Source organism: Erythrobacter insulae (assembly GCF_007004095.1).
In the GTDB taxonomy this organism is placed as follows: domain Bacteria; phylum Pseudomonadota; class Alphaproteobacteria; order Sphingomonadales; family Sphingomonadaceae; genus Erythrobacter; species Erythrobacter insulae.
On the sequence record NZ_VHJK01000002.1, the window covers coordinates 143,090 to 156,993 of the forward strand.

The window sequence follows — 13,904 nt, forward strand, 5'->3', positions numbered from 1 at the left end:
CACCGATGCTAGCTGCCAAATTGCTACTTGTCGAAGACGATCCAGCTCTTTCGGAACTGCTTGAATATCGCTTCAAAAACGAAGGATATGACGTCCGCTCCACTGGTGACGGTGATGAAGCTTTGGTCCTTGCCAGCGAAGATGTACCCGACCTTATCATTCTTGATTGGATGATCGAAGGAACCAGCGGGATCGAAGTCTGCCGCAGGTTGCGCCGGGACAAGGAAACGGCCCACGTTCCCATCATAATGCTGACCGCACGCGAAGCCGAAGATGACCGGGTACGCGGCCTTGAAACCGGCGCGGATGATTACCTTACAAAACCATTCAGCCCGCGCGAATTGCTTGCGCGTGTTGCGGCGGTGATGCGGCGTATTCGCCCTGCTCTTGCCGGTGAAAAGGTTGATGTGGGTGACATCTCGCTTGATCCGGTGGCGCATAAGGTTGAACGGCGCGGCAAATCGCTCCAGCTCGGCCCAACCGAATACCGCCTGTTGAAATTCTTCATGGAAAGCCCTGGCCGAGTTTTTAGCCGCGGGCAGCTTTTGGATGGTGTCTGGGGAACAGGGTCGGAAATCGAATTGCGCACCGTTGACGTGCACATCCGCCGACTGCGCAAAGCGATTGATATCGAAGGCGTCAAAGATCCGATCCGCACAGTTCGTTCTGCGGGTTACGCGTTAGAACCCGGCTGATCATGCCAAACGCTGATTAACGGCAAACGCCGCGCCAGCGTCCCTGTTGGTCAAGATGGAAATGGTCTGCGTGGGCGGCGTTGTAATCGGGTGAGAGAACCGTCGCGAAAGCCGTGCATGCACCATCTCGTACTTCACGCAGAAAACGCTGTTCATCGTTATCGCCATCCCATCCACCAAGGACGCTGATACGGCGCCCGTCTTTAAGGACAAACGCAGATATATCGATCGCATTGGAACTAGCATGTTCGCTCCATGGGCCGTCATCGCCGCCATAAAGACGGCGGCAGGAATACGCGCCAAGATGTTCTATCTGGTCAAGATCGCTGCCAAGAATTTCCCGCGCTGCCGGCTCAACGTTTTTGGCCCGCCAAACCTCTAATCCAACAGCGACCGGACAAGTCACAGAGGGCGTATTCGGGCTCAAGGGATAAGCATCAAGTTGCGTGCGGTCCTGTCGCTCACATACTCCGCTACCGGTGCTCGGAAGAGCGCGAAACGAAACCTCGCTGCGGGAAAGCGCCAGTCGGCATTCTTCGACATCGCCTTTCAGCGCCGCGAGTTTGCCTGCAGTCGCAATACCGATGGGATCGCGTAGATCGAGCGGAGCCCAAGGATTATGTTCGGGGTGCACGCTGATCCAGCTCCATAGCCCAACCCCGAGCGCAATCAGCGCGAGCAAGCCGATCATACGCCGATCGCCAGAAAATGCCCCAATGCGGCGGTTGATGCGCCGAGTTGTTTTTTTGCGTGCCATATAGAATTCAGGTCTAATGAAAGTCGCGTGATTTGGGAATGATCCTGTGATTGCGCGGATGGCCAGTCACATTGGAAAGCTGATCGATCAAATCGCGCGGCTGCAACGCCTCTCGTGTTTCTGGAGGTGCTCTACTCACAAGCGGCGCATTAACATGATCGGCGCGCGCCACGGGCGCGTTCAGCATGTCATCGGACAGCCGGTAAAGCTGATCTGTTGCGTCAGTCATATTCTGTGCGATGACATGTATGACCTCGTCATCATATTCGACCCGTCCGCGCACTTCCATCAATCGGGCGCCCATCACAACACGGCGCTGTTTCTCTTTGAGATCAGGCCATATGACGAGGTTGATCACACCTGTCTCGTCTTCGAGTGTGATAAAACATACCCCTTTAGCAGAGCCCGGACGCTGACGAATGAGAACGACCCCGGCAACCTGAACCATGCTGCGGAATTTCCGATCGCGCAGATCGCACGCACGCGCAAAACCACGCTCTGCCAATTGCGGGCGCAGGAACGCCATCGGATGCGCTTTAAGGCTGAGCCGTGTGGTTTGATAATCGGCAACGACCTCTTCCGACATAGGCATAATCGGCAATTGCACTTGCATACGTTCGGCCCCTTCATCGCGCTGCGCCGCCGCGCGGAATAATGGCAGATCAGGCCCTGCAATCAGGCTGCGCGCATCCCACAAGGCCTGCCTGCGGGACAAGTCCATCGAACCAAAGCAATCCGCACTCGCAAGCCGTTCGATATGGGCGGGAGAAAGACCCGCCCGCTCTCGCAATTCGGCAACATCGCGGTACACACCGCTCGCCTCACGTTCGGCAATCAATTGCGCGGCAATATGTTCGGGCAACCCGTCAATCCGGCGCAGACCAAGTCGCAGCGCGATATGGCGATCAAGACGGCCCGATTGCTCATCCTTGCATTCGGCAACCGGCTCCAAAGTGCAATCCCACTGTGACCGGTTCACATCGCTGGGAAGCACCTTCACCCCGTGTTCGCGCGCATCGCGCACAATCTGGGCCGGTGCATAAAACCCCATCGGCTGTGAATTGAGCAATGCGGCAGCAAAGGCAGCCGGAAAATGACATTTCAGCCAACTGGAAACATAAACAAGATGCGCGAAGGATGCGGCGTGGCTTTCGGGAAAACCATATTCACCAAAACCCCTGATCTGGTTGAAACAGCGTTGTGCAAACTCGCGTTCATAGCCGCGCTTCACCATCCGCTCGACCATCATATCCTGCAGCTCATCCACCATCCCACGGCTGCGGAATGTGGCCATCGCCTTGCGTAGCCGGTTGGCCTCCAGCGAAGAAAATTTCGCTGCATCCAGGGCGATCTTCATCGCCTGCTCCTGAAAGATCGGAACGCCCAAAGTTCGCCCGAGAATGCTCGAAAGCTCATCAGGCGGACCATGCTGCGGCGCCGGAGCCGGAATAGAGACTTTCTCCGCACCTCTACGGCGTTTGAGATAAGGGTGAACCATGTCGCCTTGGATCGGGCCAGGCCGGACAATCGCCACCTGAATCACAAGGTCATAAAATTCACGCGGGCGCAGGCGCGGCAGCATATTCATCTGAGCCCGGCTTTCGACCTGAAAAACTCCCAGCGAATCCCCTTTGCGCAGCATCGCATAGGTTTCCGGATCTTCGCGCGGGACACTCGCCAGCGTCAAAGCGCGCCCATGATGCGCCTCCAGAAGATCGAGGCACTTCTTGATGCAGGTCAGCATCCCCAGCGCCAGCACATCAACCTTTAGAATACCCAGCGTCTCAATATCATCCTTATCCCATTCGATAAAACTGCGGTTCGCCATCGCGCCATTACCGATCGGCACAGTTTCCGTAAGCGCACCTTCCGTCAGGATAAAGCCGCCGACATGCTGCGACAGGTGGCGCGGCATACCAATCATTTGCTCGGTCAATTTGAGCACGCGCCGAAGATGCGGATCCTCAAGCTTCATGCCGATTTCCTCGACATGCGCTTCACCGATTTCGCGGCCATGTCCGCCCCATACCGTACGTGCGAGCGAGCTGGTGATGTCTTGCGACAGCCCCATCGCCTTACCCACCTCGCGGATCGCCATACGCGGGCGATAATGAATCACTGTCGCTGTAAGCCCGGCGCGGTGCCGCCCATATCTTTTGTAGATGTACTGGATCACCTCCTCGCGCCGCTCATGCTCGAAATCGACATCAATATCGGGCGGTTCCTTGCGCTCTTCCGAGATAAAGCGATCGAATAAGAGTTGATGCTTGGCCGGATCGACGCTGGTGATTTCCAGACAATAACAAACAGCCGAATTTGCCGCACTTCCCCGCCCCTGGCACAAGATCGGCGGCTCTACAGAACGCGCGAAATCGACGATGTCCTTGATCGTGAGAAAATATCGCGCAAGGTCCAGTTTCGCGATCAAAGCAAGCTCTCGCTCCAGCGTGTCGCGCACGCTATCGGGCACGCCGCAAGGGTAACGTCGCTCTGCCCCGTTCCATGTCTCTATCTCGAGATATTCTTGCGGAGACATGCCATCGGGATAAATTTCTTCCGGATATTCGTAACGCAATTCATTGAGGCTGAAATGACACGCATCAGCCACTTTGCGCGCAGCGGCAATCGCGTGCGGCCAGCGCGCAAACAGGCGAACCATTTCATAGGGCGCCTTAAGATGCCGCTCTGAATTGGCGTGCAGCAAATGCCCGGCCTCAGCGACGGTGGTCTTGTGTGCGATCGCGGTCATCACGTCCTGAAGCGGGCGGCGTTCAGGCGTGTGGTAATGCACATCATTGGTAGCAAGCAGAGCAAGTCCATTGGCACAGGCGAGCGCATCAAGGCGATCAATGCGGGCTATATCATCACCGCGATACAGGTAACTTGCAGCAAGATGCCCAAGGCTGAGAAGCCCGCGCACAAGATGCGGCAATAAATCCGATACAGTGCCTGTTACATGGCTTTCCAGACCGCTGCCGTCGAACGCGACAACATTGCTTGCCCATGCGGGAACAGTAAAGCGCGTCTCCAGATCATCGGGCGGAACCAAGATCAACTGTACGCCTTCGCCATGGTCAGCAAGCATTGCGAGATCAATCTCGCATACGCCTTTGTCCTGCCATTCTCCCCCGAGTGTCCGCATCCGTCCCGCACTGATCAAACGGCATAGCCTGCCATAGGCGCAGCGGTCCTTGGGATAGGCGAGAAAGGCCAGGCCTTCGGCTGTTTCGATCCGCGTACCGATCACTGGCCTTAGCTTGAGTGTCGCTGCCTCGCTATGGATGCGCACGACACCTGCCATGGAGTTCACATCGGCAATGCCGATCGCATCATATCCAAGTGAGCGCGCTCTCATCACAAGGTCCACCGCATCGGAGGCCCCGCGCAGAAAGCTGAAACAGCTTACAAGTCCCAGCTCCACAAATGGCGCGCGCGAAGGGGTTTCGATAAGGTCGGGATCAATGTCCAGCGTGCGTTTATCGGGCGTAAGCGGAGCTTCGGGCATCCCCTCACGCCTCAAGCTCGGTAAGGCGCGCGCGGATCGCGGCCAGATCGTTTGCAAACAAAGCCGCCTGTTCCACGCGCGCTTTGCCATCGAGGCGCAGCAAATAGGATGGATGCACCGTCACCCACAATTCGCTGCCATCTTCAAGCGGGATCGCTTTACCGCGCGCCTGCGACACGCTCACTGTTTTACCAATCAGACCGCGCGCGGCTGATGCTCCCAAAGCCACCACTACACGCGGCTTTACAACGGCGCGCTCGGCCTCCAGCCACCAGCGACAAGTATCAATTTCCTTAGCAGTAGGGCTTTGGTGAAGCCGGCGCTTGCCTCGCCAGCTGAATTTGAAATGCTTTACAGCGTTGGTGACATAGGCGGCGGCGCGGTCGATACCGGCCCGCTCCAGATGCTCGTCCAGCATTTGGCCTGCTGGCCCTATAAAAGGCCTGCCTGCTTTACCTTCATGATCGCCAGGCTGTTCGCCGACAATCATCAGCGCGGCGTCAACCTTGCCCTCCCCGGCAACCGCGCGAGTCCCGCATGTCGCAATTGCACAATCACGGCACGCGGCGATCGCATCGCCAATCTCTCCAAAGGTCGCTGGGTGTTTACGCTCCTCGCGTTCGCCTGCCGCCACCATTCCCGCTTCGCGCGCCTGCGCACCAGCGATCAGACCGGGGATCAATTCCGCCTCCGGCATATTTTTCCAGTACTTTTTCGGCATCTCAGCCATCATCGCACCGACTTTCAACCGCGCCGGATTAAAAGTGGAGGCGTAGTAGGATTTCCACAAATCCTCTATCGGATCGCCTGAGGGGGCATCGTTTCGCTGCGCAGGACCGCTTTCGCGCATGGTTTCACCGTCCCAGTGAATACAGCCACGCGGTGTCAATATAGACCAATGCATGTTGGCAAATCTGCGCATGAAGAAACCTGCATTGGCGCGCACGATATGATGATCCGGTTCAAACCACGCGACATAGTGTTCACCTGTATCGCTTGGGACTTCGCGAAAACGGACAAAGGCATGCATCTTATGACTGTCGCGCCGCACCGATTTGTCGAGCTCTTCGATCCGGCGCACATCAGTGTCCGCCTTGTCCTCCATCCCGCGCGGGTTTGACTGGAGCCGCCATAGCATCCGGTAAAGCAGACCAAACCGCTCTGTATCCGAATGGAGGGCGGCATTGCGGGCCACCTGCATAAACCGTTTACTCGCCCGCACAGGAGGTGCCTCCTGACCGGCGACAGGCAGACGTTTTTCACCGCGAGAATGACCCTCATGCGCGAACAGATCGCCCGTCTCGCCCGGTTCCACCCAGCTCACACGGTCGGGCGGAACATCGCACTGGATCAAACCACGTGCGCGCTCACGCCAGAATGCGAAGTCATCGGGCGCGGGCATGTGGACGGTGTAATGCGCGCCTAACGATACATTTTGCACATTTGCTCTTTGGACTGTCATCAAAACAGTTCCAGCTGTTCCTGCTTGGGCGTCAGCAATGCGCGCAGATCTGCTCGGTCGGTAAGGCTTGTCGGCCTCCAATCGAGCGCCACCAGAAACGGACGCACCTTCGCAATCGACTGGGTTAGCCTTGCGACATCGTCCAGACGCAAAGTCCGGTGCCGCCGCGCGTTCAATATCCGTCCAACCGCCGTGGTCCCCAACCCGGGGACACGCAACAATTGTTCTTTCGAAGCGCGGTTTACATCAACGGGAAACTGTCCGCGAAACTTGAGCGCCCAAGCGAGTTTGGGATCAATATCCAGCGGCAGATTGCCATGGCTATCGGTTGCCTGCGCCACCTCATCGGGCGCATAGCCATAGAACCGCATCAACCAATCCGACTGATACAGCCGGTGCTCCCGCATCAGCGGAGGGCGTTTCAAAGGCAGAACCGCACTCGCATCGGGAATCGGCGAGAACGCGCTGTAATACACCCGGCGCAATCCGAAACTGCCGTAGAGCGTACTCGCTTTCACCACGATATCCGCATCAGAGGCATTGTCTGCCCCAACAATCATCTGAGTTGATTGGCCTGCCGGGGCAAAACGCGGCGCGTGTTTGAAGCGTTTGCGTTCATCTTTTGCCTCGATGATACGCGATTTGGTCTTGGCCAACGCGCCTTCGATCTGGCGTGCATCCTTGTCCGGTGCGAGACGCGCCAGGCCGCTTGTGGTTGGCAGCTCGACATTGATCGAAACACGATCCGCATACAGACCCGCCTGATGGATCAGGCCAGGATCCGCTTCGGGAATGGTTTTCAGGTGAATATACCCGCGAAAATCATATTCCTCGCGCAGGATACGGGCGCATTCGACCAGCTGCTCCATCGTGTGGTTAGAGCTTTTGATAATGCCCGAGGACAGAAACAGCCCCTCGATATAATTGCGCTTGTAGAAATTGATCGTGAGGTCCGCGACCTCTTGCGGGGTGAAGCGCGCACGGCGCACATTGCTGCTTTTGCGATTGATACAATAATGGCAATCGAAGATGCAGTGATTGGTCAGCAGCACCTTGAGCAGCGAGATGCATCGCCCATCAGGAGCATAGGCATGGCAAATTCCCATCCCTTCGGTTGAACCGATGCCGCCCCGCCCTTTTGCACCGCCGAGCGAATTCTTTTTCGCCGTCCCCGAAGACGCGCAGGAGGCATCGTACTTTGCCGCATCGGCCAGTATTTCAAGCCTTTGCTGAAGCGTTTGTTGAGTCGTATTTTGAGCCATGGGAACACCTTTATGTTCCTTATATGTTCCAAAAATAAATCCAGCAAATGCAAACTATGCATGTTGCAGTCATCAATCGTATATGATATATAATAACACACGGACCGGGCCCCTCTGGCGAGCAATCCTGCTCGTGATGTCGGACGTAACCTGCGGCATAGCCGCTTGATTCATGTGGGGGGCCATTTCAGCTCCCTGCAAGGGAGTATGAAATGAATAAGTTTGTTTACGCATCTGCACTCGGCGCCAGCACTCTCGCACTTGCAGCATGTGGTTCAGATGAAACCGCGTCAGTCAGCGCGGCGAATGCCAACCCCATCACCGCTGAAGAAGTCGAAGCGGCTCAAAAAGCATGGGGCGAAGGCATCGTAACAATTGGCCAAACCTTCACAGACGAAGGCGATTATCGTCAAACGGCCACGGATCACATCAACACGCATTATGCCTATGGCGATGATGCAACCGTCCTTTTCAAACCTACACTCGCTGCGGAAGACCAATTCCGTGAAAATTTTGATGAAGCCCTCAGCTACTTCGTTGGCAAAGAAGGCACCGAAGACGGCGGGTTCGCGATCGCGCCATTCACCGCAGTGCGGTGGGAGAATAACGGCACTGTGATCGATCCGGACGGCGACATGGCCGTTGCAATGGGCAATTACTATTTCACTGGCACTGATGGAAGCGAGACCAAGGTCGAGTATTCTTTTGCCTATGAAAAAGATGATGCTGGCGATCTCAAGATCGTCCTGCATCACAGTTCACTGCCATTTTCAGCGAATTAATCGCTGGTCATTGTGAAAGGGCCGGCGCTGATGCGCTGGCCCTTTTCATAATATATCCGGAAATTTTCAAAGATAACGCCGGTTATCGCTCTCATCATTAGCCAGTTTTGTGGCTTCGTTCTGAATGAGATGATCGATCACGGCCGCATGCATCTGGCCTTCAAAGGCGATGCCTGCAAACTTGCCATCCACCCAGGCCACTCTGCCCAGCGGAGCATTGATCCCTCCGACTTGCATGGTCAACCGATCCCCGATACTTGCGAACCCGGCCGAGCCCCTAAGTTTGCAACCACCCTCTGAAATATCGATCAGGTCGCAATAGACCACGCGTGACTTTACGCGGCCCTTGATCATCAGGCTGAGCGAGCGGCGCTCTGCAGCGCGGGGGATGCTGTGCATGTTCATAGTGAACGGCTTAGCAAGCATTTGTAAAAAAATGCTAACCAGCAAGCTCGGAAATTTATCAATACATTAAAAACAGCCTCAGGCATAAAGCCCTTGCAAATACCAATCCGGCGCACCGCCCCGGCCATCTCCGATAATCCCATGGCGATAGATCCAGTATCTCCGGCCATCGGCATCCTCGATCCGATAATAATCGCGCAGCCGCATGATCGATCTCTCACGCCACCATTCTGGCGCTATGCGTTCTGGCCCTTCCACCCGCGCCACTTCGCGTACATCTCCGCGCCACCGGAAACGCTGTGGCAGGCCATCGGGAGAGGTATACAGCACCGCGATCAATTCAGGTTTATCAAGTAATTTCAGAGGCCTTGACCGAAAAGCCAACGGTGATTGTGCAACTGGCTCAGAATCCAGCGGTGGCTGCCAGCGCTGCGCACGTTCGGGCAAGTGACTGGCATAGAGAACCGGGCGACGCACACAATGCGGGCCCAAGCGGACGGTCAATCGATCGATGCAGGCATTCAAGGAAGTGCCATGCCGTTCGGCCGCCTCCTCAATATCGCCTTGCGACAATGCCAGCGGCTCAGTCCAACTGGCGCGAAGACGCACCGTTTCAATACCGAAGCCCGCATCGATATCTTCAAGCCGGTTAGCAAACAGACGAATTATATGAGAGGCATCGCGCGTAACGCTTGCCAATTCGAGTCGCCGGACCAGCACTTCGCCATCGACCCGCCACAGACCAAGCTCAAGCCGCCGTGCCCCCTGCCCGCGGGCTTCAAGTTCGCGCACCATGTCATCCGCAAGATCACTCAGCACTTGATCGAGCAGACTGCGATGGCGGATCGGTTCCATCAATCGTCGCTGAACCAAGGGCGCGTGCTGCGATATCACGGGCAGCAAGGGTTCGGGGACTTTACCGCACAATTGATCGAGACGGATAAGCGGATTGGCCGAGGGTGATTTGCGGTTGCGAAACCGCCGGTGGATCGCATCGCGCGCAGCCGCTTCCTCGCCGAAACCTTTATGGTCGCTGGTCAGCGCAGCAATATCGCCCAATCGTTTCAGCCCCAGACGGCGCAAAACAGTAAGCACGTCCTGATCCAGCCTCAGCGCGGCCACCGGCAAATCAGAGAGGCGTTGCACGCTGTCTTCTTCAGGCCCGATTGCCGAACGGGAAGGACCAAAATGCGCCAGCGCCCACGCTGCACCTGCAGTCGGTGCGATCGCTGTACGGGCAAGCAGTTTGCGCTTTGCAAATGCGGCCTCGACATCGGCCAGCAATCTGCGCTCCCCGCCAAACAGATGCGCCGCTGCGGTGATATCGACCAAGACACCATCGGGCGGATCAAGCGCGCTCCAAGGCCCCCATCTCTGAGACCAGAGCGCGAGCTTTTCCAGAAAATCGAGATCCCCTGCTGGATCAGCAGGCGCAGTCTGGATTTCGGGGCATACAGTGCGCGCATCAGTCAACATCATGCCCGTTCGCGCGCCTGCAATGTGGCCTGCGGCGTTTACGGCCTCAATCCTTGGTCCATGGGCTGTTTCAGTGATCAGCACCGTTGGGAGCGCATCTGCGCCTTCCTCTGGATCAACCCCGCCCGTTTCAGGCGCGAGCGTATGCCGCCAGCGATCGACCGAAAGTCGGGCGAACCAGATCGCCAATATTCTGCGTGTTGGCGGCGATGGGCGTGTTTGGTTTGCGCGCATGCAGGCGTCCATCTTCATTGCTCAAAATCCATTTTCCGGGCGCATGGCGCGCGGCGCGAAACAGCTCTGCTTTCCATGCCGGTGAACCCGGGGCATCGGGGTTCCAGAGCGGGCGGGATGAAGGCGCAGGCTGCGCGCGCCAACGCATCCGGGCCGAAGACAATTCAGCCGCTGCATCAAGCCGTATGAGCCACAGCGGCACACCATGCTTTTCCGCAGTCAGGCTGAGACGGCGCGACGCGGTAAAATCAAACGCGCGGGGATTGCCGCTTATTTCTCCGATGACGCAGGCGAGGTCACGGCAACGCAGCCCCTCTTCCAGCGCGAAGAGCGCATCTTCGGTGGTTTTGGCTTCGACATGGATCAACCGATCGCGCAAATCTGCAGGCAAACCCTGACAATAGGGCCGTCCGCCGCGCTGCACGGCGCGGGCATCCTGCACCCACAACACCTGCCGCCGATCATACACATCCGCTGTGGGATCAGCGCCCTCGCCCGCGATGTGCATCTGAATGTTAAGCGCATCGCGTGCCAGGCCCAGCGCCAGCCCTGCTCCGCTGCCATCGCCAGTGCTTGCAAAAATTTCGCTATGCAGTGGCTGATCGCTTAGCCCGGGTCGCCAGCGCCCTTCGCGCGCTTTGGACAGCGTGGCCATCTCGCTCGCAGACAGACGCATGGTGCTGCCAACCTTCGGACGGTCGGGAGCAGAATAGGACGAAAGCGCCTTCGCGCTGGAGGAAGATTGTATGTCTGGCATAGGAACACTTATCGACGGCGACTCACATCAACGAAGTCACACTGTTCCTATTTTGTTCCACATTTGCAGAACAATTGCAATGCTGCGTTCGGGTCTGATGGGAGCAGCGCAGGCAAACCCTGCCGCCGCTCCCTCCGTTCAATTCAGCCGAATATGCCGAACAGCAGAATGACCGTCAGGGCTAACGGGCATACATAGCGCACCAGCGCACGCCACAATTTATGCAAAGCCCCGTCGAGACCGTTTTCCTGATCGATCAACTTCGCATCTGCGACCCAACCCACAAAAATACAGGTCAGGATCGCACCAATCGGCATAAACAGCTTTGCGGTAAGCCCATCAAGCGTGTCGAAGAAATTCGTCTCGGCAAACAACGGGATGAAGCTCAGCGGATAGAACTCTGCCAATTCGTTAAACGACAGCGCCGCCATCGTGCCAAGCGCCGCTGCACCAAGCCCGACGATCAGCGTTGCCATGCTGCGCGACATGTTGAACTTCTCAAACATCCAAGCGGTTGGCGCTTCGAGCAGAGAAACCGAACTTGTGAGTGCAGCGAAGAAAATCATCGTAAAAAACGCCAAGCCGATCAAGGATCCGAACGGCATCTCCTGAAACGCGATGGGCAGCGACTGAAACATCAAACCCGGCCCTGCATTGGCCGACAGGCCTGCAGCAAACACGATCGGGAAAATCGCCAGACCAGCAAGCAGCGCAACCGCCGTATCAGCGCCCGCAATAATACCCGAAGTTTCCCCCAGATTGGTATCGCGATTGGCATAGGCACCGTAGGTCATCATGCCAGCAACACCCAGCGATAACGAGAAGAATGCCTGCCCCACAGCGGCCAGCATCACTTCACCGGTCAATTTCGAGGCGTCAAAGGTAAAAAGATAACTCAACGCTTCGCCGAAATTGCCCGTGAACGCGCCATAGATCGTAATGCAGAGAAACAGGAAGAAGAACAGCGGCATCAGATATACAGCGACCCATTCAATGCCGCCCGATACACCGCGCGCGACAAAGAACATTGTCACAGCCAAAAATCCGAGATTAAGCCCAACCATCAAACCGGCATTGCCGAATAACCCCGGCAACAGACCCTCGATATCTTCCGCTGCACGCCCTTCGAATGCGCCTCCTACAACCCCAGTTTGAAACACATCGCTCAAAAAGACGCCGATGTAATAGACGACCCAGCCGCCCACGACGCAATAAAAGCTCAGGACCAAAAACGCCGCGAACACACCCATTGAGGCAAGAACGCTCCACCCCTCACCGGCACCCGAATCGCGGGCCAGACGGCGGACACTTTCCGGCGCAGAGGATTGACCATGTCGGCCAACCAAAACCTCGGACAGCAAGACAGGCAAACCAATCAACAGCACGCAGAATATGTAAAACAGCACGAACGCGCCGCCGCCATTCTCACCTGCCTCCGCAGGAAACCGCCACATATTGCCAAGACCAACCGCCGAACCGACGGCCGCCAGAATAAATGCACTGCGTGACGACCAATTTTCGTGGCCCTTACCCGATGCTGCCATGAATCTTTATATCCCTGTTGCGCGCAGCCGGGGCTGTGCTGTCTCATTTGTGTTCCTCTCTGCAATGTTTCTGCGCCCGCGCCAAGAGGCAAGCTTTGCGTTTATCCCGCTTGGTCTTTTCCAAGGGGGACGCTAAACGCACAGCATGTCGACGACCTTTCAGCTCGATACGAGCACCAGCAGAGCCAATCCCACCCCTGCGCCGATGAAGCGGCTCACCGTGCCGCGCATCCGGGCACGCAAGAAAGATGGCGTTACCGAGCAACCTCTGGTGATGCTCACTGCGTACACTGCGAGGCAGGCACAATTGCTCGATGCGCATTGCGATATGCTGCTGGTGGGAGATTCGCTGGGCCAGGTGATTTACGGCCTGCCCTCCACTATTCCGGTGACGTTGGAGATGATGGCCAATCACGGCGCAGCGGTGGTACGCGGATCGTATCACTCGGTCGTCGTGGTCGATATGCCGTTCGGATCGTATGAAAGTTCACCGGAGCAGGCCTTTGAAAGCGCGGCCTATTTGCTTAAACAAACCGGTGCTGCCGCAGTTAAACTCGAAGGCGGCGAAGCCATGGCACCTACTGTCGAGTTTCTGAATTCACGCGGTATTCCTGTGATGGGGCATGTCGGTTTGACACCTCAAGCCGTGAATGTGCTGGGCGGATACATGGCGCGCGGGCGCAGCGATGCAGAAGCCGACAAGATTGTGACCGATGCGGTCGCGCTGGAAAAAGCAGGCGCATTCGCAATCGTGATAGAAGGTGTCGTAGAACCCATCGCCATCGCCGCAACTGAGGCCGTTTCTTGTCCGACGATCGGCATCGGCGCATCCGCCCGTTGCGATGGTCAAGTGCTGGTAACAGAAGACATGCTGGGCATGTTTGAACGTGTGCCGCGCTTTGTGAAGAAATATGACGACATAGCCGGGATGATCGAAAAAACTGTCGCGACCTATGCCGAGGAAGTGCGTGATCGCAGCTTCCCAAGTGACGAACAGACTTACCAGCCCAAAAGCTAATCCACAC

11 protein-coding genes are annotated in these 13,904 nt (G+C 56.8%); 3 read left to right on the forward strand and 8 right to left on the reverse strand.

The annotated features are described in order from the left end of the window. Positions 1 to 5 precede the first annotated feature (5 nt). Complete coding sequence (gene phoB / locus FGU71_RS13300; protein ID WP_142789263.1) at positions 6 to 695, forward strand: phosphate regulon transcriptional regulator PhoB; 690 nt, start codon at positions 6 to 8, stop codon at positions 693 to 695. Positions 696 to 711: 16 nt separating this feature from the next. Here phoB and FGU71_RS13305 read toward each other — a convergent pair whose 3' ends face one another. From FGU71_RS13305 to FGU71_RS13320, 4 genes are read right to left on the reverse strand one after another with little or no spacing between them, the layout of a single operon-like run. Continuing rightward, a complete protein-coding gene (locus tag FGU71_RS13305; protein ID WP_142789264.1) occupies positions 712 to 1,452 on the reverse strand; it encodes an extensin-like domain-containing protein in 741 nt (246 codons plus the stop codon). Between the two features lie 13 nt (positions 1,453 to 1,465). Beyond that, a complete protein-coding gene (locus FGU71_RS13310; protein ID WP_142789265.1) occupies positions 1,466 to 4,957 on the reverse strand; it encodes an error-prone DNA polymerase in 3,492 nt (1,163 codons plus the stop codon). Between the two features lie 4 nt (positions 4,958 to 4,961). After that, the gene (locus FGU71_RS13315) at positions 4,962 to 6,419 is read right to left on the reverse strand and encodes a UdgX family uracil-DNA binding protein (RefSeq protein ID WP_142789266.1); all 1,458 of its coding nucleotides are present in this window, start codon (positions 6,417 to 6,419) and stop codon (positions 4,962 to 4,964) included. After that, entirely contained in the window at positions 6,419 to 7,681 is a 1,263-nt protein-coding gene (locus FGU71_RS13320; protein WP_142789267.1) for a putative DNA modification/repair radical SAM protein, read from the reverse strand. The genes FGU71_RS13315 and FGU71_RS13320 overlap by 1 nt, the downstream gene beginning before the upstream one ends. Before the next feature lie 212 nt (positions 7,682 to 7,893). On the opposite strand from FGU71_RS13320, the gene FGU71_RS13325 reads away from it, so the two are divergent. Then, a complete protein-coding gene (locus FGU71_RS13325; protein WP_142789268.1) occupies positions 7,894 to 8,463 on the forward strand; it encodes a phosphoribosyl-AMP cyclohydrolase in 570 nt (189 codons plus the stop codon). A 66-nt stretch (positions 8,464 to 8,529) separates the two neighbouring features. Here the strand turns inward: FGU71_RS13325 and FGU71_RS13330 are convergent, their stop codons facing one another. The 4 genes from FGU71_RS13330 to FGU71_RS13345 all read right to left on the reverse strand — a co-directional run bounded on the left by FGU71_RS13330 (position 8,530) and on the right by FGU71_RS13345 (position 12,879). Further along, positions 8,530 to 8,868: a PilZ domain-containing protein gene (locus FGU71_RS13330; RefSeq protein WP_234035792.1), complete on the reverse strand. Its 339-nt coding sequence runs from the start codon at positions 8,866 to 8,868 to the stop codon at positions 8,530 to 8,532. 78 nt (positions 8,869 to 8,946) lie between these two features. Next, on the reverse strand, positions 8,947 to 10,578 hold the full coding sequence (locus tag FGU71_RS13335; protein ID WP_142789269.1) for a DUF6504 family protein: 1,632 nt from the start codon (positions 10,576 to 10,578) through the stop codon (positions 8,947 to 8,949). Further along, entirely contained in the window at positions 10,475 to 11,335 is an 861-nt protein-coding gene (locus tag FGU71_RS13340; RefSeq protein WP_407644413.1) for an ImuA family protein, read from the reverse strand. Before FGU71_RS13340 ends, FGU71_RS13335 begins: the two co-directional genes overlap by 104 nt. Positions 11,336 to 11,478: 143 nt before the next feature. Then, positions 11,479 to 12,879, reverse strand: coding sequence for a sodium-dependent transporter (locus FGU71_RS13345; RefSeq protein WP_142789270.1), 1,401 nt, complete (start codon positions 12,877 to 12,879; stop codon positions 11,479 to 11,481). 145 nt (positions 12,880 to 13,024) lie between these two features. Here FGU71_RS13345 and panB point away from each other — a divergent pair, with 145 nt between their 5' ends. Beyond that, positions 13,025 to 13,897: a 3-methyl-2-oxobutanoate hydroxymethyltransferase gene (gene panB / locus FGU71_RS13350; RefSeq protein ID WP_142789271.1), complete on the forward strand. Its 873-nt coding sequence runs from the start codon at positions 13,025 to 13,027 to the stop codon at positions 13,895 to 13,897. The last annotated feature ends 7 nt before the right edge of the window (positions 13,898 to 13,904 follow it).

What these genes read in the sequence shown, in the direction of transcription:
- phoB (WP_142789263.1), top strand. Translation starts at nt 6, where the DNA reads ATGCTAGCTGCCAAATTGCTACTTGTCGAAGACGATCCAGCTCTTTCG.
- FGU71_RS13305 (WP_142789264.1), bottom strand. Translation starts at nt 1,452, where the DNA reads ATGGCACGCAAAAAAACAACTCGGCGCATCAACCGCCGCATTGGGGCA.
- FGU71_RS13310 (WP_142789265.1), bottom strand. Translation starts at nt 4,957, where the DNA reads ATGCCCGAAGCTCCGCTTACGCCCGATAAACGCACGCTGGACATTGAT.
- FGU71_RS13315 (WP_142789266.1), bottom strand. Translation starts at nt 6,419, where the DNA reads ATGACAGTCCAAAGAGCAAATGTGCAAAATGTATCGTTAGGCGCGCAT.
- FGU71_RS13320 (WP_142789267.1), bottom strand. Translation starts at nt 7,681, where the DNA reads ATGGCTCAAAATACGACTCAACAAACGCTTCAGCAAAGGCTTGAAATA.
- FGU71_RS13325 (WP_142789268.1), top strand. Translation starts at nt 7,894, where the DNA reads ATGAATAAGTTTGTTTACGCATCTGCACTCGGCGCCAGCACTCTCGCA.
- FGU71_RS13330 (WP_234035792.1), bottom strand. Translation starts at nt 8,868, where the DNA reads ATGAACATGCACAGCATCCCCCGCGCTGCAGAGCGCCGCTCGCTCAGC.
- FGU71_RS13335 (WP_142789269.1), bottom strand. Translation starts at nt 10,578, where the DNA reads ATGCGCGCAAACCAAACACGCCCATCGCCGCCAACACGCAGAATATTG.
- FGU71_RS13340 (WP_407644413.1), bottom strand. Translation starts at nt 11,335, where the DNA reads ATGCCAGACATACAATCTTCCTCCAGCGCGAAGGCGCTTTCGTCCTAT.
- FGU71_RS13345 (WP_142789270.1), bottom strand. Translation starts at nt 12,879, where the DNA reads ATGGCAGCATCGGGTAAGGGCCACGAAAATTGGTCGTCACGCAGTGCA.
- panB (WP_142789271.1), top strand. Translation starts at nt 13,025, where the DNA reads ATGTCGACGACCTTTCAGCTCGATACGAGCACCAGCAGAGCCAATCCC.